The sequence below is a fragment of the Haloferax sulfurifontis ATCC BAA-897 genome, from assembly GCF_000337835.1.
Taxonomy (GTDB): Archaea; Halobacteriota; Halobacteria; order Halobacteriales; family Haloferacaceae; genus Haloferax; species Haloferax denitrificans.
In genome coordinates this window covers 71,115-88,479 of sequence record NZ_AOLM01000018.1, presented here as the reverse complement: position 1 = coordinate 88,479, position 17,365 = coordinate 71,115, and the positions used below count along the sequence as shown (strand labels likewise).

18 protein-coding genes and 3 tRNA genes are annotated in these 17,365 nt (G+C 67.1%); 13 read left to right on the top strand and 8 right to left on the bottom strand.

From position 1 onward, the window contains the following. Positions 1-6 precede the first annotated feature (6 nt). Positions 7-621, bottom strand: coding sequence for a DUF309 domain-containing protein (locus C441_RS09300; RefSeq protein WP_007274873.1), 615 nt, complete (start codon positions 619-621; stop codon positions 7-9). Positions 622-765: 144 nt separating this feature from the next. Here C441_RS09300 and C441_RS19015 point away from each other — a divergent pair, with 144 nt between their 5' ends. Further along, on the top strand, positions 766-990 hold the full coding sequence (locus C441_RS19015) for a DUF7564 family protein (protein ID WP_083874908.1): 225 nt from the start codon (positions 766-768) through the stop codon (positions 988-990). Positions 991-1,167: 177 nt separating this feature from the next. Beyond that, entirely contained in the window at positions 1,168-1,851 is a 684-nt protein-coding gene (locus tag C441_RS09295; RefSeq protein ID WP_007274872.1) for a rhamnogalacturonan acetylesterase, read from the top strand. Positions 1,852-2,083: 232 nt separating this feature from the next. Here the strand turns inward: C441_RS09295 and C441_RS09290 are convergent. Beyond that, positions 2,084-2,156 (bottom strand) — tRNA-Arg (locus C441_RS09290). Between the two features lie 147 nt (positions 2,157-2,303). Here C441_RS09290 and C441_RS09285 point away from each other — a divergent pair. From C441_RS09285 to C441_RS09270, 4 genes are all read left to right on the top strand, one after another. Beyond that, positions 2,304-2,810, top strand: a complete 507-nt coding sequence (locus C441_RS09285) for a hypothetical protein (RefSeq protein ID WP_007274871.1) — start codon at positions 2,304-2,306, stop codon at positions 2,808-2,810. Between the two features lie 192 nt (positions 2,811-3,002). Further along, positions 3,003-4,472 carry a single-stranded DNA binding protein gene (locus C441_RS09280; protein ID WP_007274870.1) on the top strand — a complete coding sequence of 490 codons (1,470 nt, stop codon included), beginning with the start codon at positions 3,003-3,005 and terminating at the stop codon, positions 4,470-4,472. Between the two features lie 215 nt (positions 4,473-4,687). Beyond that, entirely contained in the window at positions 4,688-5,119 is a 432-nt protein-coding gene (locus tag C441_RS09275; protein ID WP_004970449.1) for a histone, read from the top strand. Continuing rightward, on the top strand, positions 5,119-6,132 hold the full coding sequence (locus C441_RS09270; RefSeq protein WP_007274869.1) for a histone deacetylase family protein: 1,014 nt from the start codon (positions 5,119-5,121) through the stop codon (positions 6,130-6,132). The genes C441_RS09275 and C441_RS09270 overlap by 1 nt, the downstream gene beginning before the upstream one ends. Here the strand turns inward: C441_RS09270 and cca are convergent. Beyond that, positions 6,111-7,490, bottom strand: a complete 1,380-nt coding sequence (gene cca / locus C441_RS09265) for a CCA tRNA nucleotidyltransferase (RefSeq protein ID WP_007274868.1) — start codon at positions 7,488-7,490, stop codon at positions 6,111-6,113. The two genes, C441_RS09270 and cca, sit on opposite strands and share 22 nt — an antisense overlap. Before the next feature lie 136 nt (positions 7,491-7,626). Here cca and C441_RS09260 point away from each other — a divergent pair. The 6 genes from C441_RS09260 to C441_RS09235 all read left to right on the top strand — a co-directional run bounded on the left by C441_RS09260 (position 7,627) and on the right by C441_RS09235 (position 13,119). Further along, positions 7,627-7,699, top strand: a tRNA-Asn gene (locus tag C441_RS09260). 97 nt (positions 7,700-7,796) lie between these two features. Beyond that, positions 7,797-7,871 (top strand) — tRNA-Ile (locus C441_RS09255). A gap of 802 nt (positions 7,872-8,673) precedes the next feature. Further along, on the top strand, positions 8,674-9,831 hold the full coding sequence (locus C441_RS09250) for an ABC transporter substrate-binding protein (protein ID WP_049920540.1): 1,158 nt from the start codon (positions 8,674-8,676) through the stop codon (positions 9,829-9,831). 10 nt (positions 9,832-9,841) lie between these two features. After that, complete coding sequence (locus C441_RS09245; protein ID WP_394295366.1) at positions 9,842-10,909, top strand: carbohydrate ABC transporter permease; 1,068 nt, start codon at positions 9,842-9,844, stop codon at positions 10,907-10,909. After that, positions 10,906-11,850: a carbohydrate ABC transporter permease gene (locus tag C441_RS09240; protein ID WP_004970443.1), complete on the top strand. Its 945-nt coding sequence runs from the start codon at positions 10,906-10,908 to the stop codon at positions 11,848-11,850. Before C441_RS09245 ends, C441_RS09240 begins: the two co-directional genes overlap by 4 nt. 117 nt (positions 11,851-11,967) lie before the next feature. Further along, positions 11,968-13,119 (top strand): ABC transporter ATP-binding protein, encoded by a 1,152-nt coding sequence (locus tag C441_RS09235; RefSeq protein ID WP_007274865.1) that lies wholly within the window; start codon positions 11,968-11,970, stop codon positions 13,117-13,119. A gap of 45 nt (positions 13,120-13,164) precedes the next feature. Here C441_RS09235 and C441_RS09230 read toward each other — a convergent pair whose 3' ends face one another. Next, entirely contained in the window at positions 13,165-13,845 is a 681-nt protein-coding gene (locus C441_RS09230) for a hypothetical protein (RefSeq protein ID WP_007274864.1), read from the bottom strand. Between the two features lie 443 nt (positions 13,846-14,288). On the opposite strand from C441_RS09230, the gene dpsA reads away from it, so the two are divergent. After that, entirely contained in the window at positions 14,289-14,819 is a 531-nt protein-coding gene (dpsA, locus tag C441_RS09225; protein WP_007274863.1) for a DNA starvation/stationary phase protection protein DpsA, read from the top strand. Between the two features lie 188 nt (positions 14,820-15,007). On the opposite strand, the gene C441_RS19900 is transcribed toward dpsA, so the two are convergent. From C441_RS19900 to C441_RS09210, 4 genes are all read right to left on the bottom strand, one after another. Beyond that, positions 15,008-15,175: a hypothetical protein gene (locus tag C441_RS19900; RefSeq protein ID WP_004970437.1), complete on the bottom strand. Its 168-nt coding sequence runs from the start codon at positions 15,173-15,175 to the stop codon at positions 15,008-15,010. 105 nt (positions 15,176-15,280) lie between these two features. Next, positions 15,281-15,715, bottom strand: coding sequence for a metal-dependent transcriptional regulator (locus tag C441_RS09220; RefSeq protein ID WP_007274862.1), 435 nt, complete (start codon positions 15,713-15,715; stop codon positions 15,281-15,283). Then, positions 15,712-16,500 carry a DUF7260 family protein gene (locus tag C441_RS09215; protein WP_007274861.1) on the bottom strand — a complete coding sequence of 263 codons (789 nt, stop codon included), beginning with the start codon at positions 16,498-16,500 and terminating at the stop codon, positions 15,712-15,714. Before C441_RS09215 ends, C441_RS09220 begins: the two co-directional genes overlap by 4 nt. Before the next feature lie 316 nt (positions 16,501-16,816). Beyond that, entirely contained in the window at positions 16,817-17,266 is a 450-nt protein-coding gene (locus C441_RS09210; RefSeq protein ID WP_049920524.1) for a DUF6069 family protein, read from the bottom strand. Between the last annotated feature and the right edge of the window lie 99 nt (positions 17,267-17,365).

Sequence of the window (17,365 nt, the reverse complement as noted above, 5' to 3'; positions counted from 1 at the left end):
TTCTCCTCACTCGAACAGGCCGCTCACGTCGTCTTCGCGCCGTCGCCGCCGGCGGACGTGCTCGCTCAATCGCTGAAACACCAGTCCTCGCTGGGCCTCGTTGCGCACGAAATCGAACACCATCGCCGTGAACTGCGTCTGTGCTCCCTCGGCGATTTCCCCGCGGGCGTATTCGACGGCGTCGGCGACGACCGACTCGTCGTAGCCGTCCAGTTCCTCCGCGAGCGTCTCGGCCGCGACGGCGACCGCGTCGAAATCGAGGTCGTCGTACGTGACGACTCGGCCATCGAGTCGGAGCGCCAGCGGGTCGGCGGCGGCGACTCCCGGGTCGGCTTCGAGGCGCGCGAGAAACGCCCGCACTTCGGCGAGGTCGACGCCGCGGTAGTCGTCGCCGAGGCCGTCGAGGTACTCCCGGGTGCTCCGGGCGAGGCCGACCGCGCCGGAGTCGTTGCCGTCGCGGGCGTGGTGGACCGCCGCGGTGAACTGGATGAGGCCGTGGAGGAACCGCTCGTCGTCAGTGTCGCGTTCGAGCGACAGCCACCGCGACTCCCACGCGCCGTGGGCCGCCCGGAACGCGCCCGCGTTGTAGATGGCGACGCCTGCGCGAAGCGAATCGTCCATGCGAACCGTTCGCCGTCCACGAGTAAAGATTCCGCGAAGGACGCGCTCTCGGGACGTAGGGCTGGCATACTTATCCCTCTCGGGAACATATGAGGTATGATAGCACATGAATGCCCTCGAAACCCTCGTCCGAGGTGTCGAACGATGACTCCGTCCCCGGTTTGTATCCGCTGTGGTGAGCAGTACCTGTTCACGCGGTCGTACAAAGGCAACTACTGTCGGGACTGCCACGGGTCGTGGGCCGCAAAGCCCCGCTCGGAGGAGACGCCTCGCCCCCGTCCACAGCGGTCGCGGACGACCTCGTCGGTCCGCCGCCGCGAGGACGACGAGCGGTCGCCCGGCCTCGAACCCCCCTACGACGAGGCGTAAGCGCGTTTTTCGCGGTCCGTGACTGCCGAGTGCGCTCGGCGTTCCGTGATTTCTCCGACCTCGCGATTCGCATTTGACGCCGGTAGGCTCCCGTTAGCGACGGTTAGGCGGTGGGTTTCCCCCCGTCGATTGACTCGGCCGGTGTCTCTATACGTCGTCCGGACGAGCGCTACCGAAATGTCGTCCGAGTCGATTACCGTTCATCTCGTCGGGGACTCCACGATGGCCGATAAGGAGGCGAACGAGCGCCCGGAAACCGGGTGGGGAATGCCCTTCGCCGACTGTTTCGACGACGCCGTCGCGGTGGCGAACCACGCCCGAAACGGCCGGAGCACCCGCACGTTTCTGGCGGAGGGTCGCTGGCGTCCCGTGGTCCGCCAGTTGACCGCGACCGACTACGTGTTCGTCCAGTTCGGCCACAACGACGAGGTGCCCTCGAAGGAACAGCACACGACCGAGGCGGCGTTCGTCGACAACCTCCGGACGTTCGTCGACGAGACGCGCGAACGCGGAGCGACGCCGGTGTTGCTCACGTCCATCGCGCGCCGCCACTTCGACGACGACGGCGTCCCGAAAGACACCCACCGCGAGTACGCCGACCTGACGAGAACCGTCGCACGCGACCGCGACGTTCCGTTCATCGACATGGACGAGCGAACGCGGGCGCTCCTGGCGGAACTCGGTCCCGCGGAGTCGACGGGCCTCTACAACCACCTCGAACCGGGCGAACACCCGAACTATCCGGAGGGTGTCGCCGACGACACGCACTTCAGCGAGCGCGGGGCGCGCCGCATGGCCGACGTGGTACTCGACGGGGTCGAAGAACTGGAGCTCGGGTTGGCCGCTCACGTCGAGTCCTGACGAGCGCTGAACCCGGTCGCGACGAAGTCGCTTGCCGTTCAGGTCTCCGTAGAGAATGTGAACCGACCCGAGAGAACAGAGGGCTCTCGAAGGTCGGGTCCAGAGAGAAACGTCCTGACGGAGATTTGAACTCACTCGCTCCCTTCGGTCGCTCCCTGTTCAAGTCTCCGAAACGGAGTTTCAACGAGGAGCGGACTCCTCGCTTCGCTCGTCGTGTAGTTCCTCGTAGAAACGTCCTGACGGAGATTTGAACTCCGGTCCCTGGCTCCGCAAGCCAGGAGGATAGTCCACTACCCTATCAGGACTGTCTTACTGCATTCTCCGGTACTCGACGGTTACTTAAGACGGTTACGATGTGAACTCTCAATGAACCGCGGGACCACGGCACGAGGCGGGCGTCGGTGTGCGTGTCGCACGCAAGGACTTTTTCGCCGGCGAGCTTAGTCCCGGACGTGAATCGACGCGCGCTCCTCCTCGGAACCGCCGGGCTGTGCGCCTCGCTCGCGGGGTGTTCGAGCGGCGGCGACGCGGCGGAGCAGTCACCGGCGGGCACCGGCACCGAGACCGGGACCGCGTCGCCGACGCCGGCGGAGACGCCCCGTCATCCGCGACTCGTCGGGCGGTCGTTCACGCCCGTCCGCGCCGACGCCTGCCCGGCCGAGGGGGCGCTCGCGTCCGAGACCGAAACCGGTGTCTCCGTCGTCGGGTGCGTCTCGGGGGCGACCGACTGCGCCGTCGCCCGACTCGCGCGGGCCGACTACGACGCGGAGTCGGACACGGCCACGGTCGTCGTCGAGACCGTCGGGCGAGCCGACGCGGAGAACTGCGCCGAATCGCCGGTCGCCCGCGGCTACGAGGCGACGCTCCGGTTCGAGAGCGGCCTCCCCGGTCGGGCGGTCGTCGTCCACGACGACGCGGACGGCCGCCGGGAGGTCGCTCGCATCGACGTGGACGCCTGACGGTCGGGTCCGAAGGTTCAAATCCGAGGCCGCGGCCACCCCCGCTATGTCGCTCGATTCGTGCCGTCGCTCGCGCGTTCCAATCCGGAGGAAAACAACGCTTAAGCGCCGCCCTTCCCTGTTCGACCATAGTATGAGTACGACGTTTGGTCTGCGGCGACGCGCGCGCTTCGTTCCGGGAGGTGACGCCTGATGGGCGTCATCCGGGAGGTCTATGACGACCTCGACACCGATGTCGAGTTCGAGGAGTTCGAGGCGGCGGTCAACGACAAGGTCGAACAGATGGGCGGCCTCGCCGACGAGGAGACGGCGGCGATGCTCATCGCCCACGAACTGCGCGACGAGGAGGTACACGGCATCGCCGACATCGAACCCGGGATGGAGGACGTGAAGTTCCTCGCCAAGGTCGTCAGCATCGGCGAGGTGCGGACGTTCGAGCGCGACGGCGAGGACGAAGACGGGCGGGTCGTCAACATCGAGGTCGCCGACGAGACCGGGCGCATCCGCGTCTCGCTGTGGGACGAGATGGCCGCCGGCGCGAAGGAGAACCTCGAAGTCGGCACCGTCCTCCGCATCGGCGGCCGCCCGAAAGACGGCTACAACGGCGTCGAAGTCAGCGCCAGCAAGGTCGAAGAGGACCTCGACGCCGAGGTCGACGTGCAGGTGCTCGACACCTACCGCGTCGAAGACCTCGCGCTCGGCCTCTCGGACGTGAACCTCGAAGGCAAGATTCTCGACACCGGAACCGTCCGAACGTTCGACCGCGACGACGGCACCGAGGGTCGCGTCTCGAACCTCTCGGTCGGCGACCCGACCGGCCGCGTCCGCGTCACGCTCTGGGACGAGCGGGCGGACCTCGCCGAGGAGCTCGAAACGGGCCAGTCGGTCGAGGTCGTCGACGGCTACGTCCGCGAGCGCGACGGCTCGCTCGAACTCCACGTCGGCTCCCGCGGCGCGGTCGAGGTCATCGACGAGGACATCGAGTACGTCCCCGAGACGACCGACATCGGCACGCTCGAACTCGGCCAGACGGTCGACATCGCCGGCGGCGTCATCGAGGCCGACGGCAAGCGCACCTTCGACCGCGACGACGGCTCTGAGGGGCAGGTGCGAAACATCCGCGTCAAGGACGGCACCGGCGACATCCGGGTCGCCCTCTGGGGCGAGAAGGCGGACGCCGACGTCGACCTCGCGGACTACGTCGTCATCACCGACGTGGAGATAAAAGAGGGCTGGCAGGAGGACCTCGAGGCCTCCGCCGGCTGGCGGTCGTCCGTCACCGTGATGGACGAGGCGCCCGAGGGCGCGGCCGGGACCGACGCCGGCGGGTCGGCCCCCAGCCCGCCGAGCGACCAGGGTCTCGGCGCGTTCTCCGGTGACGGGTCGTCCGAGTCGTCCGGGTCGTCCGACGGTGCGTCCGCCGCGAACGGCGGGTCCTCGTCGGACGCGTCCGCGGCCGAGGCCGCCGGCGAGTCGGTCGAGTTCACCGGGACGGTCGTGCAGGCCGGGACGCCGGTCATCCTCGACGACGGCACGCAGACCAAGACCGTCGACACCGACGCCGACCTCGGCCTCGGCGACGAGGTGACCGTCTCCGGGACGGAGACCGACGGCCGCATCAGCGCGGAGACGGTCGAAGTCCACACCGGCGCGCAGCGGTAGGGCGGGGAGACCACCGGTCGGCGGTCACCGGTCGGAGGTCGCTGGTCGCCCACCGCCCACCGCCGTCGGCGAGCCGTCGAATCTGACTCATTGTTCGTCCGGTTTCTCCGGGTTCTCACAGCGAAATCCCTCTCCTCGAGAGCGCTCCGTGCGATAAAATCCAGAAGGGGCCGCGACGGAAAGGATTATACGCCACACGGACCCGATATGTGGGTATGAGTGTCGAGCTACCGTTCGCCCCGGTAGACGCGATTATCCGGCAGAACGCAGGTGAGTTGCGAGTGAGCGCCGGCGCCGCCGAGGCGCTCGCCCGCCGGATTCAGGACCGCGGCGCGGAACTCGCGATAGACGCCGCCGACCGGGCGACGGCGGACGGTCGCAAGACGTTGATGGCCGAGGATTTCGGCGTTCAACAGGTCGTCGACCGCGACGAACTCTCCCTCCCTATCGCCCCCATCGACCGCATCGCTCGCCTCCGAATCGACGACCGCTACCGCGTCGCGATGGACGCTCGAATCGCCCTGGCCGATATCCTCGAAGACTACGCCGTCAACGTGGCGGGCGCCGCCGTCAAGCTCGCCCACCACGCCGACCGGCGGACGGTCCAATCCGAGGACATCGAGACCTACTTCTCCCTCTTCGAATAATGCAATTCGGCTACAGCGAAACGTGTCTCGACCACGACACCGGGCCGCGACACCCCGAGACGGCCGACCGACTGCGGGCCATCCGGCGCGGGCTGGCGAAGCGCCACGGCGTCGAGTACGTCGACGCCCCGCCCGCCGAGAAATCCACCGTCGCGGCCGTCCACGACGACAGCTACGTCGACGAGTTCCACGACTTCTGTTCCGACGGCGGCGGCAACTGGGACCCCGACACCGTCGCCGTGGAGGCGTCGTGGGACGCCGCGCTCACCGCCGCCGGCCTCGCGGAGTGGGCCGCCCGCGCCGCGCTCGACGGTGACGACGGCCGCGACACCCCGTTCTCGCTCGGCCGCCCGCCGGGCCATCACGCCGTCGAGGACGACGCCATGGGCTTTTGCTTCTTCAACAACGCCGCCGTCGCCGCGCAGGCGGTCATCGACGACGGCCTCGCCGAGCGCGTCGCCATCTTCGACTGGGACGTCCACCACGGCAACGGCACGCAGGATATCTTCTACGACCGCGGCGACGTGTTCTACACGTCCATCCACGAGGACGGCCTCTACCCCGGCACGGGCGAGGTCGAAGAGACCGGCGAGGGCGACGGCGAGGGGTCCACTCTCAACGTCCCGCTCCGCGCCGGCGCGGGCGACGCCGACTACGTCTACTCGTTCGACGAGGCCATCGCGCCCGCCGTCGAGCGGTTCGACCCCGACCTGTTCATCGTGAGCGCCGGCTTCGACGCCCACCGCCACGACCCCATCTCGCGGATGCGCGTCTCGACCGAGGGCTACGCGATGCTCACCGAGTGCGTGCAGGACCTCTGTGCGGCGACCGATGCCGCCATCGCGTTCGTCCTCGAAGGTGGCTACGGCCTCGACACGCTCTCCGAGGGCGTCGCGACCGTCCACGAGACGTTCGACGGCCGCATCGCGATGGAGCCCGACGAAGACCCCGACGAGAAGAACGTCGAGCTAGTCGACGACGTGCGCGCCGCTCACGGCCTCGGCGCGAAGTAGCGACCCAACTCGGGACCGAACGACTCGGCGAGCGCGGCCACGTCGTCGCCGACGAGAACGTCGTAGCCGTCTTCTTTGAGCGTCGATTCCACGTGTTTTCCGAGCGCCACGTCGAACAGCGCGTCGCTTTCGAGGAAGCCGGTCGCCGAGGTGAACTCCCGCTCGCGCTCGACCACGTAGCGGTCGCCGTCGAGAAACGGCCCGTAGTGGTCGTCGCCGCCCTCGTACGCGCCGTAGAACCCCTCGGCGTGCTGGCGGACGTGGACCGGCGGCCCCTCGTGGCGCTCGACTGTCGGGCGCTCGGCCACCGAGAGCTCCGCGAACAGGACGGCCTCGCCGTCGGCGTCGTCTTCGGTGTCGGCGAACGTCGCGCGTCGGAACACGTCGAAGCCGCGTCTGTCGAGGCCGTCGGCGACGCCGGTCAGCGACTTTCTGAGCTGGGGGTAGAGCTGGTCGTCCACGAGGTCCGGGCAGTCGAAGACGACGGCGACGGCCGTGGTGCCGCGGCGGTCGAGGTGGTCGCGAACGCCGTCGGCGTCGAGCGCCGGCGGGTCGGGCCGGAAGAACAGCGATTCCCGCGGGTCAGAAAGCAGGTCGCGGGCGTAGTGCTGGAGCCGCGCGACGTTCTCCGCCGAGCAGACCGCGGCGACGTTCCGCTCGGGGTCGGTCGGGTCGATGACGACGAGCGGGTCGGAGAAACGCCGCGTCCCGTGGTCCTCCGGGTCGAACTCGACCTGCGGGCTCCAATCGGCGGCCGCCCGGAGCAACGGTTCGAAGCCGCCGTGTTCGACCACGAGGAGTTCGGCGAGATAGCCCGAGAAGCCCTCGGTTCGGAGGTCGCTCCCGTAGGCACCGATGCCCTTCAGGAAGCGCTTGAAGACGCGCACGTCCGCCGCGAGGCCGTCGTCGAGGCGCTCGGTCAGGTAGGCGTTGTGGAACGGCGTCCGGTCGACCGCAGAGCGGATGTCCGAGGCGGACGGCACGTCGTAACAGGGGACGAGGTCCACGTCGAAGCCGCCGTAGTCGCCTTTCACGTAGGGGTGTTCGGCGTACTCCTCGTGGCCGTCGGGGAGGACGGAGTGGCCGACTTCGAGGCCGTACGCTTCGAGTTCCTCGCGGTCGAGGTCGGCCGGGAAGCGCACGAACAGGTCGATGTCGCGGTCGCCCGAGAGCCACGTGCCGCGGGCGGTACTGCCGACTTGGAGCGCGTCGGCGTCCACCGGCAGGTCCGCGAGGGCGTCGTGGACGCGGGATTCGAGCGCCGCCGCGGCGTCCGCGAGCGCCCGACGCTCCGCCTCGTCGGGGTCGATGCGCTCGCGGACCGCGGCGACGACCGCGTCGAGGTCCGAGTTCGTCATGCCCGCTGGTTCCCCGCGGGCGGGCGAAAGCGTGACGGTGCTCCTGCGACCGCGTCAGGCGGTGGCATCCGCCAGCCGTCGGTTAAAAACGAAAGCCCTATCAAGAAACATCGAATACGAGAGAGTGCAGACGAAAGCCGCCGTAGCTCAGTTGGTAGAGCACCTCGCTGTTAACGAGGTTGTCCCAGGTTCGAGTCCTGGCGGTGGCGCTTCTCCGTTTCTCACCCCGACGAGCGACTCGTCTCCGGTTCGTCGGCGACGGCTTCTGATAAGACATAAGAGGGACGACGGGAAAGAATCGACCGAGGGCCCCTAGCTCAGTCTGGTCAGAGCGCTCGGCTCATAACCGGGTGGTCATGGGTTCGAACCCCATGGGGCCCATAATACTTTTAGTCGGTTTGTTGCTGATGAAAAAGGCACTCTACGGACCCCTCACGCGCCTAAATTCGCCGTTTCCGCGAAATCTCAAAACGCCCAGAAATCCCAGTTCCATAAGCTCTGCTCACGGACCTGCCCGCGGTCGGGCGATAACTTTAGCCGGGGGTGTTCGGTAGATGTCGCGGGCTCGTCGAGAGACGGACCTGTGGCGGTACGTCGAGTACCGGTGTCGGAGCTGTCACGAGTGGTGCCTCGTCGATTACTCGGCGCGCGCGGCGAAGATGCGAGGTGCAAGTACTGCGCGCGCATCCCCTCCATCGAGGACGAGACGCGAACTGACGCGACTGCCGCTCTCACAGCGTTTATTTCGCTTCCCGTTCACGTCACGCGTCCAACTGCTCTGCGTTCGCCGTTGACGGCGACGTCGAGCCACACAGCGGGAAGTCGGCGATTGCGCTCGGACGAGATACCTGACGTTCGAGGGTTTCTTCCTCCGGAATTCTGGTAATTAGCCCCGTCTGAGAATTTTTACTATTATCCCGAGTAAATGAATATCAATCGTTAAGTACGATGGGTCCAATATTTTTCATGCATGTCACGCGATAGCCAGTCTGATAATAGTCGACTCAGTCGGCGCCAGTACGTCGCCGGCGCGGGAGCGCTCGCGACGATGGGGCTCGCCGGCTGTTCCGGCGGCGGCGGTTCCGATGACGGCGGCGACGGTGGTACTACTGAAGCGGGTGGCGACAGTACCACCGAAGACGGCGGCGACGGCGGTGACGGCGGTAGTAGCGCCCCGGTCGAGGTGCTCCACGGCTGGACCGGCGGCGACGGCGCCGCGGCGGCCGAAGCGCTCGAAGCGGCGTTCAACGAGGCCTATCCCGACGTCGGTCTCGACATGAACCCCATCGGCGGCGGCGGGAATCAGAACCTCGACGCGGTCATTGCGAACCGGCTCCAGAGCAACGACCCGCCGGGTTCGTTCGCCAACTGGCCGGGCCCGAACCTCCTCCGCTACGAGGGCGTCCTCGGAAGCGTCGACGACGTCTGGGAGGAGAACAACTTCGAAGAAGTGATGATCGACGAGGCGGTCGAACTCCACCAGCAGGGCGGTAGCTACCGGGCCGTCCCGCTGGGTTCCCACCGCCTGAACTGCCTGTTCTACAACGTCTCGGTCGTCGATGAGGCCGGCATCGACGTCGACTCGCTGAACAGCCCCTCGGCGCTCATCGACGCGTTCGAGACGGTGCAAAGCGAGACCGACGCGGTTCCGATGACCCACGCGATGTCCGGCACGTGGACGACGACACAGCTGTGGGGCGCCGTGATGCTCGGCGTGAACGGCTACCAGCCGTACATGGACTTCCTCAACGGTGAGGCCTCCGAGAGCGCGGTTCGCTCGGCCTTCGAGACGACCGCGGAGATGCTCGAAAACTACATCTCCGACGACGCGGCCTCGCTCAACCTCACCTCGTCGAACCAGAACATCATCAACGGCAACGCCGCCTTCATCCACCAGGGTAACTGGGCGGCCGGCGCGTTCCGGAACGCCGAGAACTTCGACTACGGCGAAGACTGGGGCTTCAAGACGTTCCCCGGCACGGAGGGGATGTACACGCTCCACATGGACTCGTTCCTCTACCCGGCCGACAACCCGACGCCGGAGGCGTCGAAGGCCTGGTCGGCGTTCGTCGGCAGTCCCGAGGCGCAGATCGCGTTTAACCAGTACAAGGGCTCGATTCCGACCCGGACCGACGTGAGCATGGAAGAGTTCGGACCGTACCTCCAGGAGACCGCCGAGGACTTCGCCAACGCGGAGTACCGTCCGCCGAACCTCCAGCACGGACTCGGTGTCTCCTCTTCGACGATGACGGCGCTCAACGAAGTCATCTCCTCGGAGTTCACCGGACCGTACAACGTCGACGCCGCGACGCAGGGGTTCCTGGACGCGGTCTCGAACTGAACCGTAAGAAATGTCAAATTTTTATCAACGAGTGCGCCGTGCGATCAACCTCAGTGCTAGCGACGACCAGCGGGTCGGCGACGGCGACGAAAGCGGGCGCGACGCGGTCCGTACCGACGGTGGCGTCGTAAGCGAGGACTCCCCGAATCCGGGGGCCGAATCGGGCGTCTTGGACCGCCTCGCCGCGGGGATAGACGATCGGCTCGGAAGCGACTTCCTCGAATCGTCGATCTTCTGGATTCCGCCGTTCCTGCTGATGGGGCTTTTCGTCTACGGCGCGGTCATCTGGAACTTCCTCATCTCGCTGACCGACTACCAGCGGTTCGCGAACGCGCCGGACTACTCGAACCTCGACTTCGAGATGTACACGCGGGCGCTCGCGGACTCGGGGTTCATCGACGCCGCGGTCAACACGTTCATCCTGCTCGTCGCGTTCACGGCAGGGACGCTCGCGGTCGGCCTCATACTGGCGATTCTTATCGACCGCGGAATCCGGTTCGAGAACTCGTTCCGGACGATCTATCTACTGCCGATGAGCCTCTCGTTCGTCGTGACGGCGCAGTTCTGGCTGTGGATTTACAACTTCAACAACGGGATTGCCAACCGCGTCATCGGCGTTTTCGGACTCGGCCCGATTAGCTGGCTCGGCGATCAGAACATCGTCCTCTGGGCGGTCATCTTCGCGTTGATGTGGCAGTTCTCCGGGTACGCGATGGTCGTGTACCTCGCCGGACTCCGCGCGATTCCGGACGAACACTACGAGGCGGCGAAAGTCGACGGCGCGTCGACGCTGAAGATGTACTGGCGGGTCATCATCCCGCAGTTGAAGGGCGCGACGATAAGCGCCGCCGTCGTGCTGATGGTGTTCGGCATGAAGGCGTTCGACTTCCTCTACTCGCTGGTCGGCGGCTACCGGCCGCCGAACGGAGCCGACATCTTGGCGACGAAGATGGTCCGCGAGGCGTATGCGAACCTCAACTGGGCGTACGGCGCGGCGATTGCAATCGTCCTCTTTGCGATGGCGCTCGGCGTCATCGGCCCGTACCTCGTCTACGAATACCGGAGGAACAACCTATGAAAGACGACACGCTTCGAACGGACGGCGGAACGGCGACGATCACGGACCGGCTACGCCGGAACGTCGAGCAGATGACGATAGAGGACGCCGGTCTGTACGTCGTCCTGCTGTTGGCGGCGGGGTTCTATCTCGTCCCGATCGAGTCCGGGTTGGTCACGTCGATCAAGACCGGGACCGCAATCGTCCAGACCGCGCCGTTCGCCCCGCCCGGACCGTCCGGGTTCACGCTGGCGAAGTGGCAGGCGGCGGTCGAGGCCCTCCTGCGAGGGATGGGCAACAGCATGCTGTACGCCGTGCCCGCGACGATTATCTCGGCGTTCGTCGGGAGCATCACGGCGTACGGGCTGACGATTCCCGACTGGAAGCAGTCGTACAAGGCGCTGGTGCTGGCGCTCATCATCGCGGGCATCTTCATCCCGTACCAGGCCGTGTTGGTGCCGCTGACGCAGTTCTGGTCGCAGTGGGCTCAGCTCACGGACCTGCTTTCGTTCGTCTGGGCGCTCGGTATCCCGGACGACTACGTCGGCATCGTCGAGCTCGTGGTGACGCACGTCGCCTACGGGATTCCGATTTGTACGCTCCTGTTCCGGACGTACTACAAGACGATGAGCGAAGAGATGATAGAGTCCGCGCGCCTCGACGGGGCGACGCTCCGTCGGGTGTACCGGCGCATCGTCTTCCCGCTTTCGGGGCCGATGTTCGCCGTGGTCCTCATCTACCAGTTCACCCAGATATGGAACGACCTCCTGTTCACGCTGGTGCTCGTCTCGACGGAGTCGAGTCCCGCGGCCCCCGTCGTGTTGATTCTCGCCGGGCTCGGCACCTCGATGGAGGGACAGGACTTCGCGCTCCGGATGGCCGGGGCGTTCTTCGCGGCGCTCCCGACGCTCGCGGTGTACATCTTCTTCGGCGACGAGTTCGCCGAGGGGGTGGCCGCGTGACGCGTCGTCACAGGGACGTGGCCGCCGTCGAGGCCGACTCGAACGGCGACCGCGGCCGCCGGAGGCGCTCGCCGCGGCGCGGAACCGACAGCTCACTAACGATACCTACTCAGAGATATGGCAACGCTTGAACTCGATTCGATAACGAAGACGTTCCAGGACGGCGACGACGAAATCGTCGCTGTCGACGACATCTCGATGTCGATCGACGACGGGGAGTTCCTCGTCGTCGTCGGCCCATCGGGCTGTGGGAAGTCGACGACGCTCCGGATGATCGCGGGCCTGGAGACGATTACGTCGGGCACGATTTCGCTCGGCGACCGCGTCATCAACGACGTCCCCTCTCAGGAACGGGACATCGCGATGGTGTTTCAGTCGTACGCGCTGTACCCGCACATGACCGTCCGCCAGAACATGTCGTTCGGCCTGGAGGAGTCGACGGACCTCCCGGACGACGAAATCAGCCGGATGGTCTCGGAGACGGCCGACCTCCTCGACATCCCGAGCCTGCTGGACCGGAAGCCGAGCGACCTCTCGGGCGGCCAGCAACAGCGCGTCGCGCTCGGCCGCGCCATCGTGCGCGACCCCGAGGTGTTCCTGATGGACGAGCCGCTTTCGAACCTCGACGCGAAGCTCCGCGCGCAGATGCGGACGGAGCTCCAGCGGCTCCAAGACGACCTCGGCGTCACGACCGTCTACGTCACCCACGACCAGACGGAGGCGATGACGATGGGCGACCGAATCGCCATCCTCGACGGCGGGGAGCTCCAGCAGATCGCGACGCCGCTCGAGTGTTACCACGAGCCCGCGAACCAGTTCGTCGCGAGCTTCCTCGGCGAGCCGTCGATGAACTTCTTCGACGTGACGCTCGAAGGCGACCGGCTGGTCGGTGACGCCTTCGAGTACCCGGTCGGCGCGGAGATACGCGACGACGTCGGCGACGCGACCGAGCTCGTCCTCGGAATCCGACCCGAGTCCGTCGAACTCGTCGAGACCGCGGGCGGCGACCACGACTTCGAGATGACGGTCGACGTCGTCGAACCGATGGGCGACGAGAACACGCTGTACCTGCAGTTCGACCCCGACGCGGACTCCGAGAGCGCGGCGACGCTGGTCGCGACCACGGACGGCCTCACCCCCGTCAGTTCGGGCGAGGCGGTGGTCGCGCGGATTCCCGAGGAGGCGATTCACCTCTTCGACCGCAACACGGGCGAGGCGCTCCACAACCGGTCGATGGAGGAAGCCGCACAGCAGATCGACCTCAGCTAACCGGACTGCGACTCCTTTTCCCGTCGTTCGACCGCGCGCCGCGTCTCACCAGTGGTGGGTTCGGTCGACGCCTTCGGCGACGAGCGCCGCGGCGGCGACGTGGGCGTACGCGCACCACCCGAGCGCCAGGAGGGCGGCGACGCTCCGCGAAATCGTCGCCGCGAGCGCGCTCCACGAGAGGACGACGAGGACGGCCGCGCCCACCCACGCGAGGAAGTACGTCGCCGAGACCGCCCCGCCAAGGGCGTCTCGTCGAAGCCCGGCGCGGAGTCCCTCGCGGACGCTCACGGCGGCCGCGACCGGCAAGAGATACGCGCAGACGACCGTGACGAGTAGCGCGACGGTCGCGAGCATCGCCGTCGTCACGCCGGTCAGTACGGCCGGAACCGTCCCGGTCGCGGTGACGTAGGCGACGGCGACGACGGTGACCGCGGCCGGCAGGAGGTAGACGGCGGCGACGCCGAGCAGTCGCCCGGCGAGCCTGAGCGTCTCGGCCGTCGCCAGTGAGGGGAAGCCGTCGCCGGCGAGCACGCCGCCGACGAGACCGAAGAAGGCGAAAAGCGGGACGACGCCGAGCGCCGCCGGCGCCAGAAACGTGAGGTCGGGCCAGAGCCGCGCCGCGAGGCGGAGGAGCGTCACGGCGACAAGGAGCGCGACGAGGCACGTCGCGGTGCCGTCCACTCGCGTGCGGTCCGCAAACGGATACCGGAGGGCGTCGGCGAACACCTTACGCTCCCCGCGTGCGGTCGGTGACGCCGCGCATCGGCGAGTCGTCGGCCGCGCTAGGCACTGGTCGGAACACGGCTATTCGCTGGACGGCACCGCGCAAAAGGGTGTTGGTCGAACGACCGAACCGTCGCGGACGCGGTGGAGCACACGGTGGTTCGCGGCCGGCTCAGACCCGAAAAATCGGGTCTCCGTTCGCACTGACCGAACCGCACGAAACGGCGACTGGCCGAGCGAAAAATAGCATAATAGATGTGATATATGGTGCGAACCGGACGCCCTCTTTCGGCCGAGCCGTTCGACCCCGTGCACCCAGTTCACACGCTTCATTCGCCGTTTTCGAAGCGATTGGCCAACTTCGACAAACGGGATTTTAGGCAACACGAAAAATTGTTCGTTCTCGGATAAGTATTAAGTGGTCCCAGCCCCAACTACCAGTCGAGATGAGCACACAGAAGTCAGTCCTCAAGGAAGCAGGCAGTGTCGGCGACAACCCGGTTCGACTCGACACCGAGAAGGCCGAACAGATAATCGAAGCGCTGAACACCGACCTCGCGGACGCGTACGTCCTCTACCACCAGCTCCACAAGCACCACTGGAACGTCGAGGGTGCCGAACACCTCCGCCTCCACGAGTTCCTTCAGGAGGCCTACGAGGAAGTCGAGGAGGCCGCGGACGAAGTCGCAGAGCGCCTCCAGTCCATCGGTGGCGTCCCCCACGCCAGCATGCCCGCGCTGAGCGAGGCCGCGACCGTCGAGCCCGAGGACGAGGACGTCTACGACATCCGCACGTCGCTGGAGAACGACCTCGAAATGTACGGCGACATCATCGAGAGCTACCGCGAGCACATCGAACTCGCCGCGGGTCTCGGCGACCACGCGACGGCCCACATGCTCCGCGAGCAACTCATCGAAATCGAAGAACACGCCCACGTCATCGACCACTACCTCGAAGACGACACGCTTGTTCAGTAAGCGTCGTCGCCGACGCGTCGGAGGACCCGGTCCCCGCTCCGACGACCGACCGTTTTCTCGCGGAACCCCGTTGGACGCGTAGCGACCGTACTCGCCGCGCTCGCGACCCGAGCACGCTCCTTCGAATGGGCCGGAACGGAACGGAACGGAACGGAACGGAACGGAACGGAACCGAGCGAGGTCTGGCGTTACCGAGTGACGTCGATAGTCACGTCGCTCGAAATCCAGCCGTCGCTGTTGCCCGACTCCATGAACACCGACTTCCCCGGTCCGCCCTTGCAGACGGATATCTCGGGGGAGTCGGGTCGGTCGGGCTCCGACGCGGATTCAGAGTTCGACTGCGTACCTGCGGCCATTGCGAGACTTTAGGGATACCTAAAACAAAAAGGGTACGGTTCTGACCCGGCGCATTCGTGACAATTAGTGATAGATAACACTTTCTGCGGTCCCGCTCGACTCGTTCACTCCGCGAGCGTGTCGGGCGACGACTGCGACCCCGTCTCGGTGCTCCCGTCCGCCTCGTCGTGGTCGGCCTCGTCGCGGAGCAGTGTCGCCGCGAGGCGTTCGGCGACTGTCCGGCTGACGTTTCCGACGAGTTGCATCGCCTCGTCCTCGTGGTCGTCGAGGCCGAGCACGTCCCGGCAGAACCGCGAGAGGGTCCGGTAGGTGTCGTAGAGGTCCGCGGCCGCGTCGCGGCCCTCCGCCGTGAGCGTCGCGCCCTCGTACGGCTCGTACTCCACGAGCCCCTTGGCGTCGAGGTTCTGGAGGCGCTCTGTCGCCGCGGGCGGCGAGCGGTCGAGCGCGTCGGCGACGTAGCCCGGCGAAATCGGCGTCTCCTCGTCGCCCTCCCGCTCGGCGATGTACAGCGTGAGGAGGTACTGCGGCGCGCCGATCATACGCGGCGGACGAGGTGGTCGCGGACGGCCCGCTGACAGTCCGCACAGACGCCGTCAACGCGGGTCGCGGCCGCCAAGACCGGGTAGTCGGTCGCGCGGTCCTCGTAGAGATACGCCGCGAGCAGTCGGTGGTCGACTTCGACCGCCGCGGTGTGGTGGGTCGCCCCGCCGAGACGCCGCTGTCGCTCGCGGACCAGTCGGTCGCACGCCTCGCGGCGGTCGGCGAGCGCCTCGTGACGCCGCCGGAGGGCGTCGAACCCCAGTCCCGAAAGCGGCGTCTCGTCCGCCCGCACCAGCCAGTCTTCGCACTCGTCGAGCACGGCGAGCGCCGCCCGGAGCGACCGCTCCTCGCCGTCGAGCGCCCGACGCATCCCGTCGAGGCCGCGTTTCCGGTCCACCGCCGCCGACACGACCGCTTCCTTGACCGCCGGCGTGAACCGGCCTCCCGTGTCAGAATCGAGCGCCGCCGCGACCTCCGGTCCGAACTCCTCGCGAATCGTCACCGAGAGCGGTTCGGACTCGTCCCCGTCGGCGACGCTGTGGGCGCGTATCGTCTCGGCGAACAGTTCGCGGACCCGTCGCCGTCCCCCGCCGGCGGCGTCTCGCCGGGTCGCCGCCGGCATCGACGCCGTCCCGCACGCGGTCGCTCGCGCGGACTGTGCGGCGAGCTTTCGCACGCGCCGCTCGAACCGCTCGACGGCCCGTCGCTTCGCCAGCACCTGCTCGCGCTCGCCCTCGACGCGGCCCAGCGCGTCTCGGACGTCCGCGGCCTCGTCACCAATCACGTCCGCGTCCCCGTCTGTCCGGTGCGCCCAACCGCGCCGGTGCGCCCGACCCGGTGGTCTCGACGCCGAGGCAATCGCGCATGTTCAACACGCACCCGCGGCGGTTCCGCCGCCGCACGCGAGCGCGCCGCGTCGGTTCGGTCCCGACGACCGGTGGGACTCCTTGTCGGCCATACCGTTTAGGCCAACCTAAAACAACATAGTGTCTTCGGTTTTTAGGCTATCCTAAAAAGTGGTCGCACAGTGGGAGGTGGGGGGACCCGCCGCGGCGCTCCGGTCGTCTCGCAGTGGCACAGTCGGGGCCGGATGCCGGCGGTCACTCCTCGGTCGCGTCCGGGTGGGTTCCCTTCGGGACGCCCCAGCCGAGTTCGGTGAACGACGCCACGCAGACCGCCGCGACGACGACGTGCATCACCATCAGCACGACCACGCCCGGCACCGTCGCGCCGGGGTCGACGTAGAGGAGTCCGATGTCGGGGATGAACGACGCCACGAGCACCGCGGCGGCGACCCTGACGAACGTCCGGTCCGCGTCGGCGACGCGGGCCGCGAAAAGCCCGTAGACGAGCGTCGCCGCGACCGCGCCGACGGCCGAAAAGAGCACGACCGGCGGGTACGAAAGCGGCGCGAACGGCTCGACGAGCCCCGTTTCGAGGACGAGCGCCAACAGGAACGCGTTCGCCACGGTTGCGACCGCGGCGGTCGCCAGCCCGCGACGCGTGAGGTCCGTCCACGTCGGGCGGGCCGCGGGTGTCACAGTTGCCATGGTATATAGTAGCACACATCCGGTGAAGAATCTACGCGTCTTCGCCGATTCGTGACGCTCCGTGAGTCCGACGCGTGGGTCGAACACGGTCGAGGCGTC

Bases quoted from the DNA above. Each gene is read 5' to 3' on its own strand.
- C441_RS09300 (WP_007274873.1), bottom strand. From the start codon at position 621: ATGGACGATTCGCTTCGCGCAGGCGTCGCCATCTACAACGCGGGCGCG.
- C441_RS19015 (WP_083874908.1), top strand. From the start codon at position 766: ATGACTCCGTCCCCGGTTTGTATCCGCTGTGGTGAGCAGTACCTGTTC.
- C441_RS09295 (WP_007274872.1), top strand. From the start codon at position 1,168: ATGTCGTCCGAGTCGATTACCGTTCATCTCGTCGGGGACTCCACGATG.
- C441_RS09280 (WP_007274870.1), top strand. From the start codon at position 3,003: ATGGGCGTCATCCGGGAGGTCTATGACGACCTCGACACCGATGTCGAG.
- C441_RS09275 (WP_004970449.1), top strand. From the start codon at position 4,688: ATGAGTGTCGAGCTACCGTTCGCCCCGGTAGACGCGATTATCCGGCAG.
- C441_RS09270 (WP_007274869.1), top strand. From the start codon at position 5,119: ATGCAATTCGGCTACAGCGAAACGTGTCTCGACCACGACACCGGGCCG.
- cca (WP_007274868.1), bottom strand. From the start codon at position 7,490: ATGACGAACTCGGACCTCGACGCGGTCGTCGCCGCGGTCCGCGAGCGC.
- C441_RS09245 (WP_394295366.1), top strand. From the start codon at position 9,842: ATGTCAAATTTTTATCAACGAGTGCGCCGTGCGATCAACCTCAGTGCT.
- C441_RS09240 (WP_004970443.1), top strand. From the start codon at position 10,906: ATGAAAGACGACACGCTTCGAACGGACGGCGGAACGGCGACGATCACG.
- C441_RS09235 (WP_007274865.1), top strand. From the start codon at position 11,968: ATGGCAACGCTTGAACTCGATTCGATAACGAAGACGTTCCAGGACGGC.
- dpsA (WP_007274863.1), top strand. From the start codon at position 14,289: ATGAGCACACAGAAGTCAGTCCTCAAGGAAGCAGGCAGTGTCGGCGAC.
- C441_RS19900 (WP_004970437.1), bottom strand. From the start codon at position 15,175: ATGGCCGCAGGTACGCAGTCGAACTCTGAATCCGCGTCGGAGCCCGAC.
- C441_RS09220 (WP_007274862.1), bottom strand. From the start codon at position 15,715: ATGATCGGCGCGCCGCAGTACCTCCTCACGCTGTACATCGCCGAGCGG.
- C441_RS09210 (WP_049920524.1), bottom strand. From the start codon at position 17,266: ATGGCAACTGTGACACCCGCGGCCCGCCCGACGTGGACGGACCTCACG.